This window comes from Streptomyces sp. NPDC043176, assembly GCF_056436715.1.
In genome coordinates this window covers 1-17,533 of the sequence record NZ_JBWKCA010000042.1, presented here as the reverse complement: position 1 = coordinate 17,533, position 17,533 = coordinate 1, and the positions used below count along the sequence as shown (strand labels likewise).

Here is a 17,533-nt window from a genome sequence, read left to right as displayed (position 1 = left end):
CACAGCCGTTAGTGTGGGCCTCCGTCCGAGACGCTCCCCCACGCCCTTCACGGGCGACCCCGGCCGGAGGGCCCGTAGCTCGATGTCCTCAACTCCTGAGTTTCCGCGACACGTCGTCACCGCCGTGCTCGTCACCCACGACGGCGCCCGCTGGCTGCCGGACGCCCTCGCCGGGCTGCTCGCGCAGGAACGCCCCGTGCAGAACGTGATGGCGGCCGACACCGGCAGCGCCGACGACTCGGCCCAGCTGGTCGCCGACGCCGTCGGCGCCGACCGCGTCCTCCACCTCGCACGCCGCACCGGCTTCGGCGCCGCCGTCGAGGAGGCCGCGCGCACCGCGCCCGTACTCGGACCCGAGGACCTGCCCTACCTCAAGCGCCCCAGCGGCTGGGACCCCGTCAGCCGCACCTGGAACGACGACGCGTACGAGCTCCCCGAACTCCCGCACGGCGAACCGGTGCAGTGGCTCTGGCTGCTCCACGACGACTGCGCCCCCGAGCCCGGCGCCCTCGCCGAACTCCTCCGCGTCGCCGAATCCGACGCCGACGCCGCCGTCATCGGACCCAAGCTGCGCGGCTGGTACGACCGGAAGCAGCTCCTGGAGACCGGCGTCTCCATCGCCCGCAGCGGCCGCCGCTGGACCGGACTCGACCGCCGCGAGCAGGACCAGGGCCAGCACGACCAGATCCGCTCCGTCCTCTCCGTCTCCACCGCCGGCATGCTGATCCGACGCGACGTCTTCGAGGAGCTCGGCGGCTTCGACCGCCGCCTGCCCCTCATGCGCGACGACGTCGACCTGTGCTGGCGCGCCCACTCCGCGGGCCACCGCGTCCTCATCGCGCCCGACGCCGTCCTGCGGCACGCCGAGGCGTCCGCCCGCGAGCGCCGCACCGTCGACTGCGCCGGCCGCACCGCGGCCAACCCGCACCGCGTCGACAAGGCCGGCGCCGTCTACACCCTGCTCGCCAACAGCCGCGGCGCCGCCCTGCCGTACGTGTTCCTGCGCCTCGTCGTCAGCACCCTGCTCCGCACCCTCGCCTACCTCGTGGGCAAGGTCCCCGGCCAGGCCGTCGACGAGGTCATGGGCCTCCTCGCCACCCTGCTGCGGCCCGAGAAGATCCTCGCCGCCCGCAAGCGCCGCAAGAACCCCGCCGTCCCGGCGAGCGAACTCCGCCCCCTCTTCCCGCCGCCCGGCGCCACCGTCCGCGCCGCCGTCGAGCAGTTCACCGCCAACTTCGGCGGCGCCGACGCCGACTCCGGCGGCTCCCGCCACGGCGTCGTCGAGTCGGGGCCCGGCGGCGACGACGCCGACTACCTGGAGATCGAGCAGTTCGCCCGGCTCAAGAAGATCGCCCGCAAGCCCGGCCCGGTCCTCTTCGGCCTCCTGCTCCTCATCTCCCTCGTCGCCTGCCGCAACCTCTTCGCCGGCGGCTCGCTGGCCGGCGGCGCCCTGCTGCCCGCCCCCGACACCGTCTCCGGCCTCTGGTCGCGGTACGCCGACGCCTGGCACGCCCTCGGCACCGGCGGCACCCAGAGCGCCCCGCCCTACCTCGCCGTCCTGGCCGCGCTCTCCGCGCTGTTCCTCGGCTCCACCTCCACCGCGCTGACCCTGCTGCTCGTCTGCTCGGTCCCGCTCGCCGGCTTCACCGCCTACTTCGCGGCCCGCGGCATCGTCGAGTCCCGGCTCCTGCGCGCCTGGGGCGCCATCGCGTACGCCTTCCTGCCCGCCGCCACCGGCGCCCTCGCCGCCGGCCGGCTCGGCACCGCCGTCCTCGCGATCCTGCTCCCGCTGATCGCCCGCGCCGCCGTCGCCGCCCACGGCTTCAACCGGCCCGACCGGGGCAGCTGGCGCGCCACCTGGGCGTACACCTTCCTGCTCACCTTCGCGATGGCGTTCACCCCGATCGTGTGGCCGCTCGCCGTCCTCCTCGGCCTCGGCGTCCTCGCCGTGCGCCGCACCGACCTCACGGCGTACGGGCTCCGCTTCCTCGCCGCCGTCGGCACCCCCCTCCTCGTCCTCGCGCCCTGGTCGCTCACCCTCCTGACCGGCCCCTCCGCCTTCCTGCGCGAGGCCGGCCTCGACGTCCGTACGGGCACGGCGAGTGCGCTCGACCTGCTCGGGACCAATCCCGGCGGGCCCGGCACCCCCGGCGGCCTCCTGCTCGTCGGGCTCGTCCTCGCCGCGCTGGCCGGGCTGCTGCGCGCGGAGCGCCGCTTCGCCGTCCACGCCGCCTGGGCCGCCGCCCTCGCCGGCCTCTTCTTCGCCGCCGTCTCCAACGGCGCGGGCGGCACCGGCTGGGCCGGACCCGCCACCCTCGTCTACGGCGCAGCCCTCCTGGCCGCCGGCATGATCGGCGCCGAAGGCGGCCGCACCCGCGTCGCCGCCCACGGCTTCGGCTGGCGCCAGCCCGTCGCCGCCCTCATCGCCCTCGCCTGCGCGCTCGGCCCCGCCGTCGCCGCCGCCGGCTGGATGATCGGCGGCGCCGACGGCCCGCTGACCCGGCGCGACCCGGTCCAGGTCCCCGCCTTCGTCGCCGAGGAGAGCGGCACCCGAGACCAGCCCCGCACCCTCGTCCTCGGCGGCACCACCCCCGGCGAGGTCGCCTACACCCTGGTCCGCGGCTCCGGCGCCCGCCTCGGCGACGGCGAGCTCACGGCCGCCGCCGAGGCCGACCCCCGCCTCGACGGCGTCGTCGCCCACCTCGTCGCCGGCTCCGGCGCCGACCAGACCGAGGAGCTCAGCGGCTACGCGATCCGCTACGTCCTCGTACGCGACGGGGCACCGCGCCAGGTGAGCCGCGTCCTCGACGCCACCCCCGGCCTCAGCCGCCTCAGCCAGCTCGACGGCAGCGCGCTCTGGCGCGTGGACCGCGAGATCGCCCGCATCATGATCGTCCCGCCCGCCGCCACGACGGACGGCGCGAAGAACGGCGACGCCCAGCCCGCAGCCGGCGCGTCCGCGGGCGGGGCCGAGAGCGAGGCCGCCAAGCCGGTCGCCGTCGCCGCCGGTCCGGTCGAGGCCCACACCGAGGTCCCGGCCGGCCCCGAGGGCCGCGTCCTGCGCCTCGCCGACCGCGCCGCCGAGGGCTGGACCGCCACCCTCGACGGCAAGGAACTCACCCGCACCACCGTCGACGGCTGGGCCCAGGGCTTCCGGCTCCCCGCCCGGGGCGGCCGCCTCGACCTCACCTACGACGAGCCGCTCACCCACACCGCGTGGATCTGGGCCCAGGCCGGCCTCGCCGTCGTCCTCCTCGTCCTCGCCCTGCCCGGGCGGCGCCGCGAGATCGACGACGACCTGCCCGAGGAGGAGCTCGCGATCCCCGCCCAGGCCATCGACGGCGACGGCCGCCGGGCCCGCCGCCTGCGCGCCGCCGCCGAGGCCGAGGCGGAGACCACCGACACCGCGCAGGCCGAACCGGCCGCGATCCCCGAGCAGCAGACCCACGAGTGGGACACCGGCCACGATCCGGCCCACGCCCAGGCGTACCCCCAGGCCCCGGACCGGACCCAGGCCCAGCCGTACGCCGACCAGGGCTACTACCAGGAGTACGCGGCCGACCCGTACCAGCAGCAGCCGTACGCGTACCCCCAGCAGGGCTACGAACAGCAGCCCTACGCCGAACAGGGCTACGCCGAGCAGCCCTACGCAGGCCAGGGCTACGAGCAGCCGCAGCAGCAGTACGACCAGCAGCAGGCGTACGACCCCCAGCAGTACGACCAGCAGGCGTACGACCCGTACGGCTACGGCTACGGACACCCCCAGGGCCACGAGCCCGAGCAGCGTCCCGACGGGAGCAGCAACCAGTGAACCGCACGACCCTCTCCCTGATCGCGGGCGCCACGGCCCTCGCCGCCGTCACCGGCTTCGCGGCCCTCACCGCCCCCGCCGGCACCGCCGCGCCCGAGGCGAAGGCCCCCACCCGCCTGCCGGTGCAGCGCGCCGGCCTGGTCTGCCCGGTCCCGAGCACCTCCGAAGTGGCCGAGACCCTCTACACCTCGTACACCCCACCGGCCGCCGGTACGGGCGCGGGCGCCGGTCCGGGCTCGTCCTCCGGCGCCGGCCCGTCCTCGGGCCCGGACAAGGCCGAGCAGCCCACCGCCCGGCTGACGCCCGCCACCAGCACGACCCCCTCCGGCGGCACCGCGCCCAGCGGGAAGAAGTCCAAGGCCCCCCAGGCCCCCGCCACCGTCACCACCCCCGGCAAGCCCGTCACCGCCGAGGCGAAGGGCGCCGTCGTGCCGGCCCTCACCGGTGTGGCGACCGGCGCCCTCGCCCCCGGCTGGACCGTCCAGCAGACCACCGTCGTCGAGGCGGGCGGCGCACGCGGCCTCCTCGGCCTCACCTGCGGCGCCCCCGACACCGACTTCTGGTTCCCGGCGGCCTCCACCGCCAAGGAACGCCAGGACTACGTCCACCTCACCAACCCGGACGACACGGCCGCCGTCGCCGACATCGAGCTGTACGGCCCCGAGGGCGCCCTCAAGTCCCAGTTCACCGAGGGCATCCCGGTCCCGCCCCGCTCCACGGTCCCGGTCCTCCTCTCCACCCTCACCGGCGAGACCGCCAAGCCCGACGTCACCGTCCACGTCACCACCCGCAGCGGACGCGTCGGCGCGGCCATCGGCGCCGCCGACGAGAAGCTCGGCAGCGACTGGATCGCCCCCGCGGCCGACCCGGCGAGCACCGCCGTGCTCCCCGGCATCCCGTCCGACGCCACCTCCGTGCGGCTCGTGGCGTTCGTCCCCGGCGACGACGACGCCGACCTGAAGGTCCAGCTGGTCACCGCCGCAGGCACCATCGTCCCGGCCGGCGCCGGCTCCCTGCACGTGAAGTCCGGCATGACGGCCTCCGTCGACCTGCCCGACCTCACCCGCGGCGAGGCCGGGTCCCTGGTCCTCACGCCGAGCGACCCGAAGAAGTCCACCCCGATCGTGGCCGCCCTCCGCGTGGTCCGCGGCAAGGGCACCGCCACCGAGGTCGCGTTCATCCCGGCGACGGCGGCGATCTCCGCCCGCGCGACCGTCGCCGACAACCGCGCCAAGGCCACGACCCTGTCCCTCACCGCCCCCGCCGCCGCCGCCCAGGTCAAGGTCACCGCCTCGGCGGGCTCCGGCGCGGGCACCCCCGTCTCCCGGACCGTCACCCTCAAGGCCGGCACCACCACGGCCCTGACCGACCTCGTCCCCCAGGGCCTCAAGGGCTCCTACGCCCTGACCGTCGAACCCGTCTCCGGCGGCAAGGTCTACGCCGCCCGCACCCTCGCCGTCCCCCAGGACGGCATCCCCATGTTCACCGTCCAGACCCTGGTCGACGACCGCGGCACCGTCGAGGTCCCCTCCGCCCACCAGGACCTCGGCGTCCTCGACTGACCGGCGGGCCGACTCCCCGGACGGCCGGTCCGTAGGGGCGCGGGTTCGCCCCGGCCGGGGTCAGTCCTGCCCGTACCGGGGGTCGACCGACTCGGGGGAGAGTCCCAGGAGCTCCGCGACCTGCTCGACGACGACCTCGTGGACGAGGAGCGCCCGCTCGTCGCGGCTCTTCGAACGGATCTCGACGGGGCGGCGGTAGACGACGACCTTCGCCGGCTCGTTCTTCTCCGCGGGCACCGAACCGCCCAGCGGCACCGTCTCGCCGGAGACCGACGGCGGCACCTCCATGACCATGAAGTCGACGTCGGCCAGCTGCGGCCAGCGTCGTTCGAGGCGCTCCACCGAATCGAGGACGAGATCGCGGAAGGTGTCGGCCCGGCTCGCGGAGAGCGGCACCTGAGGCGGTGCGACCGGTCCCCGCATCCCGCGGCCGTGCCGGTCGCGGCGGCGGACCCGGGGCTCCGCCGGAGGCTCCGCGGCGGGCTCCGAGGGGCGGTGCGAAGGGTTCGGCGGCACAGGACTGTCCATCACTGACGCAGCGTAACCCTCATCGGTCCCGGCGCACCGTGGCGCATCCTCGCCACCTCTCCGGGCGCCCTCGTACCACCCCCGCCCGAGCTGTCGAAACCTGAACATTCCGGCCGAGGCCACGCCCGATTCGACGGCCCGTCGCGATCGGCCATCTGGCCCTGGTTGACCGGTTTTGTATCCCCGACTGTCCGGAACGCTCCCTGCCCGCACCGCCCCGTGATCCCTCCCTCGCAGGTCAGCGCAGTCACCGTGGAGCGGGGGGTGGCGGAGGTCACACCGCGACACGGTGGAGTGACCTGAGGGAGAGTCGTCGCGGCCCGGTCAAGAGTGCGGTACCGTCCAACGTCGTGAGCCCTGTACGTCGCTGTTCGCGCACCGCGTGCGGCCGCCCTGCCGTCGCGACACTGACGTACGTCTATGCCGACTCGACTGCGGTCCTCGGCCCGCTCGCCACCTATGCCGAGCCCCACTGCTACGACCTGTGCGCCGAGCACAGCGAGCGCCTCACCGCCCCGCGCGGCTGGGACGTGGTGCGCCTCACCGATCCCTCCGCCCCCGCCCGCCCCAGCGGCGACGACCTCGAGGCCCTGGCCAACGCGGTACGGGAAGCGGCCCGCCCCCAGGAACGCGCCGCCGACACCGGCACCAAGGGCATCGGCGGCCGCCCCGGCGGCCCCGTGGAGGTCGGCCGCCGCGGGCACCTCCGCGTACTCCGCTCCCCGGACAACTGACCGGGCGCCGTCGACAACTGACGGCGAGCCGAACGGGGAGGGCGTCCGGCCGGCCCCGGCGCAAGCCCCCGGCAGGGGGAGACCGGCAGCCCGATTCGGGCCCGATGTCCCGGGAACGTCGAAGCCCGGCCACCCGCCGACTCCTGGCGGGCGCGGTCACCCCAGACCATGGCACGCTGTGTCCGCCCAGGTAGTTTGGGCGGTCCTTGCACAGGCGCCGCAACCGCGTGCCGAGAACTCAGGAGGGTGGATCCGTGACTGTCGATCTGTCGCAGATCGTGAAGGCGTACGACATCCGCGGAGTAGTACCCGACCAGTGGGACGAGAAGCTCGCCGAGCTCTTCGGCGCCGCCTTCGTGCGGGTGACGGAAGCGGACGCCATCGTCGTCGGCTACGACATGCGCCCCTCGTCGCCCGGCCTCGCGAACGCCTTCGCGCGCGGCGCGGCCCGCCTCGGCGCCGACGTCACGCTCATCGGGCTCTGCTCCACCGACCAGCTGTACTTCGCCTCCGGCAGCCTCGGTCTGCCGGGCGCGATGTTCACCGCGTCGCACAACCCGGCCCAGTACAACGGCATCAAGATGTGCCGCGCCGGTGCCGCCCCCGTCGGCCAGGACACGGGCCTCGCCGACATCCGGGCGCTCGCCGAGCAGTGGACGCGGACCGGGGCGCCGAAGGCGGCCGCCACGCCGGGGACGATCACCGAGCGCGAGACGCTGGACGACTACGCCGCGCACCTCAAGGGCCTGGTGGACCTCACGGCGATCCGCCCGCTCAAGGTCGTCGTGGACGCGGGCAACGGCATGGGCGGACACACCGTCCCCACCGTCTTCGCGGGCCTGCCGCTCGAGACCGTGCCGATGTACTTCGAGCTGGACGGCACGTTCCCGAACCACGAGGCGAACCCGCTGGACCCGAAGAACATCGTGGACCTGCAGGCGCGCGTCATCGCCGAGGGCGCCGACATCGGCCTCGCGTTCGACGGCGACGCCGACCGCTGCTTCGTCGTGGACGAGCGCGGCGAGCCGGTCTCGCCGTCCGCGATCACGGCGCTGGTCGCCGCTCGCGAGCTCGCCAAGCACCCGGGCGGAACGATCATCCACAACCTGATCACCTCGTGGTCCGTCCCCGAGGTCGTCCGCGAGAACGGCGGCGAGCCCGTCCGTACCCGCGTCGGCCACTCCTTCATCAAGGAGGAGATGGCGAAGAGCGGGGCCATCTTCGGCGGCGAGCACTCGGCGCACTACTACTTCAAGGACTTCTGGAACGCGGACACGGGCATGCTCGCCGCCCTCCACGTCCTCGCGGCCCTCGGCGGCCAGCAGGGCGCCCTGTCCGGCCTGGTCTCCGCCTACGACCGCTACGCCTCGTCCGGCGAGATCAACTCCACCGTCGCCGACCAGACCGCCAGCACCGCCAAGGTCAAGGCCGCGTACGCGGACGTCGACGGCGTCACCTTCGACGAGCTCGACGGCCTCACCGTCACCGCCGGCGACTGGTGGTTCAACCTCCGGGCCTCCAACACCGAGCCGCTCCTCCGCCTCAACGTCGAGGCCCGTGACGAAGCCACCATGACCAAGCTCCGCGACGAGGTCCTCACCCTCGTCCGCTCCTGACCCACCCCCGGCCGGGCCCCAGGGTCCGGCCGGTCCCGTCGTGACCGTCGTCCACCGCTCCGGGTGGTGACGGACGGCCCACGCCGGACCCCGGCCCTGCCCCCTTCACCGGCGGCGGGGCCGATCGCTTACCCGCGCCGCCGCTCCGCCCCGCCGGGGATCCGACGGCCCGTCGCCGCCCGCGCCGCCGCTCCGCCCCGCCGGGGATCCGACGGCAGGTCGCCGACCCGCGCACCCACCCCGCCCCGCCGGGGATCCGACGGCCCGTCGCCGCCCGCGCACCCCGTTTCCCGGCGGTAGGCTGACCTGGCCCGAAGGGCAGCACCATCATCGTTTGTTCGAAGGGACACCTCATGCCGCTCGAAGCCGGCCTCCTGGAGATCCTGGCCTGCCCCGCCTGCCACGCTCCCCTGAACGACCGCACGGCGGACGAAACCCCCGAACTGATCTGCACCAGCTCGGACTGCGGCCTGGCCTACCCCGTCCGCGACTCCATCCCCGTCCTCCTCACCGACGAGGCCCGCCGCCCGGCGTAGCTCCGCGGGGCCCACTCGACGCGGGGCGCACCGCCCGGCGCGGGGCACCCCGGCGCACCGGAAGACCCCCGGCACCGTCACGTCGCCCGGCGCCGGGGACAGAGCCCCGCACCGGCGCACCGCCAGAGCGCGGGCCGCGCCCCGCGCGACCCACCGCCCGGTGGCGGGGACTCCCGTCGGGCCCAGCCGAACGCAGGGCACACCACCCCACCGAGCACCCCGCCCCGCAGGGAACCCGCGAGGAACCCCGCAAGCCCCCCCGCCAGGGGAGGCCCGTACATCCCGGGAGGCACCGCCACATGCTCGACGAGACCCTCCTCGACGCACCGGACGCCCTCGCCCTCGCCGACCGCCGCGGCCTCCTCCGCGGCGCGGCCGAGGCCGGCGCCAGGGTGCGGACCGCCGCCCGTCACGCCGCGGAGGCGGGCATCGCGGACCTGCGGCCCGAGGGCCGCCCCCGTGCCGTCCTCGTCGCCGGCCCCGGCACCGCCGCCGCCGCCGTCGCCGACCTGATCGGCGCGCTCGCGGGAGCCGCCGCCCCCGTCGTACGCCTCCAGCCGACCGGCGTCGCGCCCGCGGCGGGCGCCCTGCGCTGGGCCCTGCCCGGCTGGGCCGGCTCGGTGGACCTGCTGCTGCTGCCGACCACGGACGGCGCGGAACCGGGCCTCGCCCTGCTCGCGGAGCAGGCCTACCGCCGCGGGATCACGGTCGTCGCCGTCGCCCCGAAGGCCTCCCCGCTCGCCGAGGCGGTCAACGGCTCGCACGGACTGTTCGTCCCGATGGCCGTCGCACCGAACGAGACCCCGAACGAGTCCGGCGAGAACCTGTCGGCCAGCCCCGGCGCCCTGTGGGCCCTGTTCACCCCGCTGCTCGCGCTCCTGGACCGCGTCGGCCTCCTCGACGCGCCGCCCGAGACGCTGGAGAAGGTCGCCGACCGCCTCGACCGCACGGCCGAACGCTGCGGCCCGGCGATCGCCACGTACAGCAACCCGGCGAAGACCCTCGCCACCGAGCTCGCGGACTCCCTCCCGCTGATCTGGACGGAGGGAAACGCGGCGGGCCCCGCCGGCCGCCGCTTCGCCTCCGTCCTGGCCGAACTCGCCGGCCTGCCGGCACTGGCCGCCGAACTCCCCGAAGCACTGCCCGCGCACGGCGTCCTGCTGGCCGGCGACTTCGCGGCCGGCGCCGACCCCGACGACTTCTTCCGCGACCGGGTCGACGAGCAGCAGGCCCTCCGCGCGCGCGTGGTCCTGCTCCGCGACCGGCCCGGCGGCAGCCTCACCGCCGCCCCCGCCGCCCGTGAACTGGCCCTCAGCCACGAGACGGCCATCAGCGAACTGGAACCGGAGGAGGGCGGCGACCTGGAGACCCTGGCCGAACTGCTCGCCGTGACAGACTTCGCGGCCGTGTACCTCTCGCTCGCCACGGCCGGCATCCTGCCGCCCCCGGCAGAGCCCCGCTGACCCCTCGCCCCCTCGTCCTCACGCGACGCACCGAAAGCTGGAAGACCTCCCATGGACCGCCTCGTCAACACCGTTCGGCCCTACGCCTGGGGATCCACGACGGCCATCCCGGAACTGCTCGGCCTCGCCCCCTCCGGCGAGCCCCAGGCCGAGATGTGGATGGGCGCCCACCCCGGCGCCCCCTCCCTCACCGAGCGCGGCCCGCTGAACGAGCTGATCGCCGCCGACCCCGCGGGGGAGCTGGGGGAGCCGGCCCTCGAGAAGTTCGGACCGCGGCTGCCGTTCCTCCTCAAGATCCTCGCCGCCGGTGCCCCGCTGTCGCTCCAGGTCCACCCCGACCTCTCCCAGGCGCAGGCCGGTTTCGCCGCCGAGGAGGCCGCGGGCATCCCCGTCGACGCCCCGCACCGCACGTACAGGGACGCCAACCACAAGCCGGAGATGATCTGCGCGCTGACGCCGTTCGACGGGCTGTGCGGCTTCCGCGACCCCGTCGAGGCCGCCGACCTCATCGCCGGACTCGGCGTCGACAGCCTCAAGCCGTACGTCGACCTGCTCCACGCCCACCCCGAGGAGGCCGCGCTCCGCGAGGTCCTGACGGCCCTGCTCACCGCCGACCCGGACGAGATGGCGCACACCGTGACCGAGGCCGCCGCCGCGGCCGAGCGCCTCGGCGGCGCCTACGCCCCGTACGCGGGCCTCGCCCACCACTTCCCGGGCGACCCCGGCGTCATCGCCGCGATGCTCCTCAACCGCGTCCTGCTCCAGCCCGGCGAGGCCCTGTACCTCGGCGCGGGCGTCCCGCACGCCTACCTCGACGGCCTCGGCGTCGAGATCATGGCCAACTCCGACAACGTCCTGCGCTGCGGCCTCACCCCCAAGCACGTCGACGTCCCCGAACTCCTGCGGATCGTCCGCTTCGAGCCGGGTGACCCGGCCGTCCTGCGCCCCGAGGCCTCGGCGTCGGGGGAGGAGGTCTACGAGACCCCCATCGACGAGTTCCGGCTCTCCCGCTTCGTACGGGCGGAAGGCGGCGCCCCGAGCGACCTCACCGCCCCGACCCCGCAGATCCTGCTCGCGGTGGCGGGCCGCCCGAAGGCGGGCGAAGTGACCCTCGCGCCCGGTGAGTCCGTCTTCGTACCGGCGGGCGAGCCGGTCGAGCTGTCCGGGGCGGGGACGGTATTCCGCGCCACCGTCGTGGCCTGATGCGAGAATGACCGGCCGGACCGCGGCGACCCAGCCGGAGCATCGACGAAGGGACCACGTACACCCATGAGCGCGTCAGGCGGAACCAAGGCGATCGTGGCGGCACTCGCCGCCAACCTGGCGATCGCCGTAGCCAAGTTCGTGGCGTTCCTCTTCAGCGGGTCGTCCTCGATGCTCGCGGAGAGCGTCCACTCGCTCGCCGACTCCGGCAACCAGGGTCTGCTCCTCCTCGGCGGCAAGAAGGCCCAGCGGGAGGCGACTCCGCAGCACCCCTTCGGCTACGGCCGCGAGCGCTACATCTACGCCTTCCTCGTCTCGATCGTGCTCTTCTCCGTCGGTGGCATGTTCGCCATCTACGAGGGCTACGAGAAGATCAAGCACCCGCACCCCATCGAGGCCTGGTACTGGCCGGTCGGCGTCCTCGTCTTCGCGATCATCGCCGAGTCCTTCTCCTTCCGTACGGCCATCAAGGAGTCCAACGAGATCCGCGGCGGCCTCACCTGGACGCAGTTCGTCCGCCGGGCGAAGGCCCCCGAGCTGCCCGTGGTCCTCCTGGAGGACCTGGGCGCCCTCGTCGGTCTCGTCCTCGCCCTCGGCGGCGTCGGCCTGGCCCTGGCGACCGGCGACGGCGTCTGGGACGGCATCGGCACCCTCTGCATCGGTGTCCTGCTCATCCTGATCGCGCTCGTCCTCGCCGCCGAGACCAAGTCGCTGCTGCTCGGCGAGTCCGCCGGCGTCGAGCAGGTCAAGAAGATCGAGGCGGCCGTCGTCGACGGCGAGACCGTCACCCGCCTCATCCACATGCGCACCCTCCACCTCGGCCCCGAGGAGCTCCTCGTCGCCGCCAAGATCGCCGTCCAGCACGACGACACCGCCACCGAGGTCGCGAACGCGATCAACGCGGCCGAGGCGCGCATCCGCGCCGCCGTCCCGATCGCCCGGGTCATCTACCTGGAGCCCGACATCTACAGCGAGACCGCCGCCTCCGCAGGCGTCAACCCCGCCAAGGCCCCGGGCGGCGACGGCCACTGAGCCCCGCCCCCACCCGCTGAACCGACAGAGGCCCCCAGGACCGGAACCCCCGGCCCCGGGGGCCTCCGCGCATGCCCCGCACTTCCCGGACGAGTGTGGGGCGCCGCACCGATCGGTGTAGATTCGTGACTGCCAGACGTCGCTGCTGATGGCGGTCGGGCGGTCCCACGTGGCCGGCCGAGGGAGAGAGGGCCTCCGACGACTGCACCGCGGGACACCCGGGCATTCGTATGCCGTCGCTGTGCCACATCGCGGTGCCAGGCGCTCCAACCGACCCTCGAACCCGAATCCACGAGGAGCAGCTCCAGTCATGACGACTGTCGCCAGCCAGCAGGACTTCAAGGTCGCCGACCTCTCCCTGGCCACCTTCGGCCGCAAGGAGATCACCCTCGCCGAGCACGAGATGCCCGGCCTGATGTCGATCCGCCGGGAGTACGCCGAGCAGCAGCCGCTCGCCGGCGCCCGCGTGACCGGCTCCCTGCACATGACCGTGCAGACCGCCGTTCTCATCGAGACCCTGGTCGCCCTCGGCGCCGAGGTCCGCTGGGCCTCCTGCAACATCTTCTCCACCCAGGACCACGCCGCCGCGGCCATCGCCGTCGGCCCGAACGGCACCCCGGAGAACCCGCAGGGCGTGCCGGTCTTCGCCTGGAAGGGCGAGACCCTGGAGGAGTACTGGTGGTGCACCGAGCAGGCCCTCACCTGGCCGAACTCGCCCACCGGCGGCCCGAACATGATCCTCGACGACGGTGGTGACGCCACCCTCCTCGTCCACAAGGGCGTCGAGTTCGAGAAGGCCGGCTCCGCCCCGGACCCGTCCACCGCGGACAGCGAGGAGTACGGCCACATCCTCCGTCTCCTCAACCGCACCCTCACCGAGAACCCGCAGAAGTGGACCCAGCTGGCGTCCGAGATCCGCGGCGTCACCGAGGAGACCACCACGGGCGTCCACCGCCTGTACGAGATGCAGCAGGCCGGTGACCTCCTCTTCCCGGCGATCAACGTGAACGACGCCGTCACGAAGTCGAAGTTCGACAACAAGTACGGCTGCCGCCACTCCCTGATCGACGGCATCAACCGTGCCACCGACGTCCTCATCGGCGGCAAGACCGCCGTCGTCTGCGGTTACGGCGACGTCGGCAAGGGCTGCGCCGAGTCCCTGCGCGGCCAGGGCGCCCGTGTGATCGTCACCGAGATCGACCCGATCTGCGCGCTCCAGGCGGCCATGGACGGCTACCAGGTCACGACCCTCGACGAGGTCGTCGAGACCGCCGACATCTTCATCACCACGACCGGCAACAAGGACATCATCATGGCCGCCGACATGGCCAAGATGAAGCACCAGGCCATCGTCGGCAACATCGGCCACTTCGACAACGAGATCGACATGGCCGGCCTCGCCAAGACCCCGGGCGTCGTCAAGGACGAGGTCAAGCCGCAGGTCCACACCTGGACCTACCCGGACGGCAAGGTCCTGATCGTCCTGTCCGAGGGCCGCCTGCTGAACCTCGGCAACGCGACCGGCCACCCCTCCTTCGTGATGTCGAACTCCTTCGCGGACCAGACCCTGGCCCAGATCGAGCTCTTCACGAAGCCGGAGGAGTACCCGACCGACGTCTACGTCCTCCCCAAGCACCTGGACGAGAAGGTCGCCCGCCTCCACCTCGACGCCCTCGGCGTCAAGCTGACGACCCTCCGCCCCGAGCAGGCCGCCTACATCGGCGTCGAGGTCGAAGGCCCCTTCAAGCCGGACCACTACCGCTACTGATGCCCCGACCGGCGGCGCCCGCGCACTGACGCGGCGCCGTCCCGGACACCCGTAGAGGACTCAGGCAGGCCCCCCGCACCCCCGTGCCGGGGGGCCTGCCCCGTCCAGCCCCCGCTACCGCTCCTGGAAGCCACCCGAGGACCCATGCCCCGCGGCCGCTATTCGTTCCATGACCCGCATGACCACACCCCCCTCGGTGAAGAGCACTTCCACTGCGCCCCCGGCCCCTCCGGCTGGCGCTACGTCGCCCAGACCACCACCCCCTCAGGTGATCACCGGGGCTCGATCGACCTGGCAGTCGACGAACTGGGCCGCCCCATCCGACTCGAACTGCACGCCGCCGGCTGGCAGGTCCGCGGCGCGGCCCTCGACGGCGTCACCTGGGTCCGCACGGACCCCACCGGAACCCACGCCACCGAAGGCAATGTGCGCGCCCACGCCTTCACCGGCACGTCCCCGGCGTTCCTCGTCGCCCTCACGCGACTCCTGCGTCTCACCCCCGATTCCCCGGAGACCCGCGTCAGGCTCGTCGCCTTCACGGACCCCGTGCTCGCCCCCCGTACGGTCGACCAGTCCTGGGCCTTGCTGAGAAGTGAAGCGCACGCCACTGACAACGGACCTCTGATGGTGGACGAATACCAGGTCAGCACCCTGGACACCGGCGAACGGCACACCGTCCACATCGCCGGCGACGTGGTCCTCTCCGCCCCCGGCATCGAACTCGAAGCACTGGAGACCCCACCCTCGGTCTTCCCCTGACCCCCACGTCAGGCAGGCGGCACGAACCCGCTCCGACGCACCCCCGCATCCCCCGACGCCTCCCCGCCGACGTCGCCCCCGCCGGAGGGAAACACGACCAACGGAGGCACCGGGGGCGCCCCCGCCGGAGGAGCGACCTCCTGGAGCCCGGCGTCCGGTGCGCCGACGACCGGAGACGCGGGAGCAGGAGACGCGAACGCGGAAGCAGCGACCGCAGGAGGAGCGACGGCGGGAGTAGCCCACGCAGGAGTAGCGAACGCGGAAGTAGCGACCGCAGGAGCAGCGAACGTCCGCGGACCCGTCACCGCCGACGCCCCCGCCCCCGACGCGAACGCCCGCCGCGCGTCCCGGGCCTGCCGCTCGGCCACCACCCCCGCGAGAAACGCCTCGGCCGGCACTCCCGGCGGCGGAGGCGTCCCCGTCCGCGCCACCAGCTCGTCCGCCAACCGCTCCGCCAGCCGCCGCCCCACCGCCGGATCAAGCTCACGCGCCCTCGTCAGGTACTGCCGCACCTCCAGCCACAGCGTCTCGGGCACGGCCGACAGATCGAGCCCGGCGAACCGCCCCACCAGCCACGGCGGCGGCGGAGGCACCGCGAGGACCCGCGCCGCGGGTATCCGCTCCCGCACCACCAGGGTCCCCGCGAAGACGTCCCCGAGCCGCCGCCCCCGCTCGGAGATCAGCGAGGCCACACAGGCGACGACCCCGAACGTCATCAGGATCTCCACGACGCCCATCGCGCCCCGCACCAGCGCGTGCCGGAACCGGATCGGCCCCCCGTCGTCCCGCACCACCCGCAGCCCACAGGCCAGCTTCCCCAGCGACCGCCCGTGCGACAGCGTCTCCACCGCGATCGGCGCCCCCACGAGGACGAGCAGGAAGGACGCGATGGACACCGCCGTCACCGCCGCCTCGTCCAGCGAGGCCGTGGCGACCGAGAGCCCGATGGCGACCAGCAGATAGACCGCCCACACCACGACGAGGTCGATCAGCACCGCCAGCGCCCGACTCGGCAGCCGCGCCGGCTGCAACCCCAGTACGACGGCGTCTCCCGTCACCAACCCACTCACGGCACCCACCCTTCTCCGGCCTTCCCGACCCCTCCGAACGCCAGTCTGCCAAGCTGACCCGCAGCGCGCCGCAGCAGTACGGACCCGTCCACAGCCAGTGCCTGGAGCAGCAGCCGATCATGGACCTCGACGTCTACGTCACCGCCCACCGCGCCGAGTGGGAACGCCTCGACCACCTCCTGCGCCGCGGCGGCAAGCTCACCGGCGCCGAGGCCGACGAACTCGTCTCCCTCTACCAGCGCACGGCCACCCATCTCTCGATCGTCCAGTCCAGTACGCCGGACCCGATGCTCACGGCCCGGCTCACCCAGCTCGTGGCCCGCGCCCGCGCCACCGTCACCGGCACCCGCCGCTCCTCCTGGCGCGACGCCGCCCGCTTCCTCACCGCCGGCTTCCCCGCGGCCGTCTACCGCTCACGCCACTGGTGGATCCCCACCGCCGTCCTCTCCACGCTGCTCGCGGTCCTCATCGGCTGGTGGATCGGTACGCACCCGGAGGTCCAGGCCTCGCTGGGCGCCTCCGCCGACCTCCGCGAGATGACCCGCCCCGGCGGCCAGTACGAGACGTACTACTCCAGCCATCCGGCGACCTCCTTCGCCGCCCAGGTCTGGACGAACAACGCGAGGGCGGCCGCCATGTGCCTGGTCCTCGGCGCGTTCCTCGGCATCCCGGTCCTCGGGATCCTCTTCGTGAACATGCTGAACCTCGGCGTCGGCCTCGGCCTGATGTCCTCCGCCGGCCGCCTCGACGTCTTCCTTGGCCTGGTCCTCCCGCACGGTCTGCTCGAACTGACCGCCGTCTTCGTGGCCGCCGGCACCGGCCTCCGCCTCGGCTGGACCGTCATCGAGCCGGGCCCCACCACCCGCCGGGCCGCCCTCGCCGAACAGGGCCGAGCCGCCGTCGGCATGGCCATCGGCCTCGCCCTCGTGCTCTTCGTCTCCGGCCTCATCGAAGGCTTCGTCACCCCGTCGGGCCTGCCGACCTGGGCCCGCATCACCATCGGCGTCGCCGCCGAGCTGGCCTTCCTCGCCTACGTCTACGTCCTCGGCGGCCGCGCCGCCCGCAAGGGCGACACCGGCGACCTCGAAGAACCCGACCGCAGCGCCACCCTCCCCACCGCCGCCTGATGTGCGTACGCCCCCGCAGACCTGCTAGTGTCCTCCGGTGCCCACAAAAGCCGTTGACACGGCCGCCGTGGGGAGGTAGATTTAAACGGTTGCCTAGAACTGGACAGTTCGGCAGCAATCAACTAGAGTCTGACTCACTCCGGTCGGGAATTCGATTCCACGGAGTCACCCCGATTCTTATTCGAATCACGAAAGCCTCCGATTAGGTCGGCCCAAATGATTCTGATAAAGTCGGAACCGCCGAAAGGCCCCCGGCGCGAAAGCGGAAACGGGGACCGGAAAGCACCGAGGAAATCGGATCGGAAAGATCTGATAGAGTCGGAA

General features: G+C 73.7%; 13 protein-coding genes. 11 read left to right on the top strand and 2 right to left on the bottom strand.

Annotated elements, in window-relative coordinates; all coding sequences use genetic code 11:
• Positions 1-82 precede the first annotated feature (82 nt).
• Positions 83-3,811, top strand: coding sequence for a glycosyltransferase family 2 protein (locus tag AC067A_RS36315; RefSeq protein WP_479247710.1), 3,729 nt, complete (start codon positions 83-85; stop codon positions 3,809-3,811).
• The gene (locus tag AC067A_RS36310; protein ID WP_479247709.1) at positions 3,808-5,373 is read left to right on the top strand and encodes a DUF5719 family protein; all 1,566 of its coding nucleotides are present in this window, start codon (positions 3,808-3,810) and stop codon (positions 5,371-5,373) included. Before AC067A_RS36315 ends, AC067A_RS36310 begins: the two co-directional genes overlap by 4 nt.
• A gap of 60 nt (positions 5,374-5,433) precedes the next feature.
• Here the strand turns inward: AC067A_RS36310 and AC067A_RS36305 are convergent, their stop codons facing one another.
• Positions 5,434-5,901 (bottom strand): metallopeptidase family protein, encoded by a 468-nt coding sequence (locus AC067A_RS36305; protein WP_479247740.1) that lies wholly within the window; start codon positions 5,899-5,901, stop codon positions 5,434-5,436.
• A 350-nt stretch (positions 5,902-6,251) separates the two neighbouring features.
• Between AC067A_RS36305 and AC067A_RS36300 the strand changes: the two genes are divergently transcribed.
• The 8 genes from AC067A_RS36300 (at position 6,252) to AC067A_RS36265 (ending at position 15,012) form a co-directional block, all read left to right on the top strand.
• Positions 6,252-6,635, top strand: coding sequence for a DUF3499 domain-containing protein (locus AC067A_RS36300; protein WP_479247707.1), 384 nt, complete (start codon positions 6,252-6,254; stop codon positions 6,633-6,635).
• Between the two features lie 254 nt (positions 6,636-6,889).
• On the top strand, positions 6,890-8,251 hold the full coding sequence (locus tag AC067A_RS36295; protein ID WP_479247705.1) for a phosphomannomutase/phosphoglucomutase: 1,362 nt from the start codon (positions 6,890-6,892) through the stop codon (positions 8,249-8,251).
• Between the two features lie 353 nt (positions 8,252-8,604).
• Positions 8,605-8,787: a Trm112 family protein gene (locus AC067A_RS36290; protein ID WP_017238341.1), complete on the top strand. Its 183-nt coding sequence runs from the start codon at positions 8,605-8,607 to the stop codon at positions 8,785-8,787.
• Between the two features lie 299 nt (positions 8,788-9,086).
• A complete protein-coding gene (locus AC067A_RS36285; RefSeq protein WP_479247703.1) occupies positions 9,087-10,250 on the top strand; it encodes an SIS domain-containing protein in 1,164 nt (387 codons plus the stop codon).
• A gap of 51 nt (positions 10,251-10,301) precedes the next feature.
• A complete protein-coding gene (gene manA, locus AC067A_RS36280) occupies positions 10,302-11,453 on the top strand; it encodes a mannose-6-phosphate isomerase, class I (protein WP_479247702.1) in 1,152 nt (383 codons plus the stop codon).
• A gap of 66 nt (positions 11,454-11,519) precedes the next feature.
• Positions 11,520-12,485: a cation diffusion facilitator family transporter gene (locus AC067A_RS36275; protein WP_479247701.1), complete on the top strand. Its 966-nt coding sequence runs from the start codon at positions 11,520-11,522 to the stop codon at positions 12,483-12,485.
• Between the two features lie 310 nt (positions 12,486-12,795).
• Complete coding sequence (gene ahcY, locus AC067A_RS36270; RefSeq protein ID WP_479247700.1) at positions 12,796-14,253, top strand: adenosylhomocysteinase; 1,458 nt, start codon at positions 12,796-12,798, stop codon at positions 14,251-14,253.
• Between the two features lie 144 nt (positions 14,254-14,397).
• The gene (locus AC067A_RS36265) at positions 14,398-15,012 is read left to right on the top strand and encodes a hypothetical protein (protein WP_479247699.1); all 615 of its coding nucleotides are present in this window, start codon (positions 14,398-14,400) and stop codon (positions 15,010-15,012) included.
• A gap of 8 nt (positions 15,013-15,020) precedes the next feature.
• Here the strand turns inward: AC067A_RS36265 and AC067A_RS36260 are convergent, their stop codons facing one another.
• Positions 15,021-16,082, bottom strand: a complete 1,062-nt coding sequence (locus tag AC067A_RS36260; protein WP_479247698.1) for an RDD family protein — start codon at positions 16,080-16,082, stop codon at positions 15,021-15,023.
• 119 nt (positions 16,083-16,201) lie between these two features.
• Between AC067A_RS36260 and AC067A_RS36255 the strand changes: the two genes are divergently transcribed.
• Positions 16,202-17,209, top strand: a complete 1,008-nt coding sequence (locus tag AC067A_RS36255) for a stage II sporulation protein M (protein WP_479247697.1) — start codon at positions 16,202-16,204, stop codon at positions 17,207-17,209.
• Positions 17,210-17,533: the final 324 nt, after the last annotated feature.

Coding starts and splice junctions, on each gene's coding strand:
- AC067A_RS36285 (WP_479247703.1), top strand. CDS start 9,087: ATGCTCGACGAGACCCTCCTCGACGCACCGGACGCCCTCGCCCTCGCC.
- AC067A_RS36255 (WP_479247697.1), top strand. CDS start 16,202: ATGGACCTCGACGTCTACGTCACCGCCCACCGCGCCGAGTGGGAACGC.
- AC067A_RS36265 (WP_479247699.1), top strand. CDS start 14,398: ATGCCCCGCGGCCGCTATTCGTTCCATGACCCGCATGACCACACCCCC.
- ahcY (WP_479247700.1), top strand. CDS start 12,796: ATGACGACTGTCGCCAGCCAGCAGGACTTCAAGGTCGCCGACCTCTCC.
- AC067A_RS36275 (WP_479247701.1), top strand. CDS start 11,520: ATGAGCGCGTCAGGCGGAACCAAGGCGATCGTGGCGGCACTCGCCGCC.
- AC067A_RS36315 (WP_479247710.1), top strand. CDS start 83: ATGTCCTCAACTCCTGAGTTTCCGCGACACGTCGTCACCGCCGTGCTC.
- manA (WP_479247702.1), top strand. CDS start 10,302: ATGGACCGCCTCGTCAACACCGTTCGGCCCTACGCCTGGGGATCCACG.
- AC067A_RS36305 (WP_479247740.1), bottom strand. CDS start 5,901: ATGGACAGTCCTGTGCCGCCGAACCCTTCGCACCGCCCCTCGGAGCCC.
- AC067A_RS36290 (WP_017238341.1), top strand. CDS start 8,605: ATGCCGCTCGAAGCCGGCCTCCTGGAGATCCTGGCCTGCCCCGCCTGC.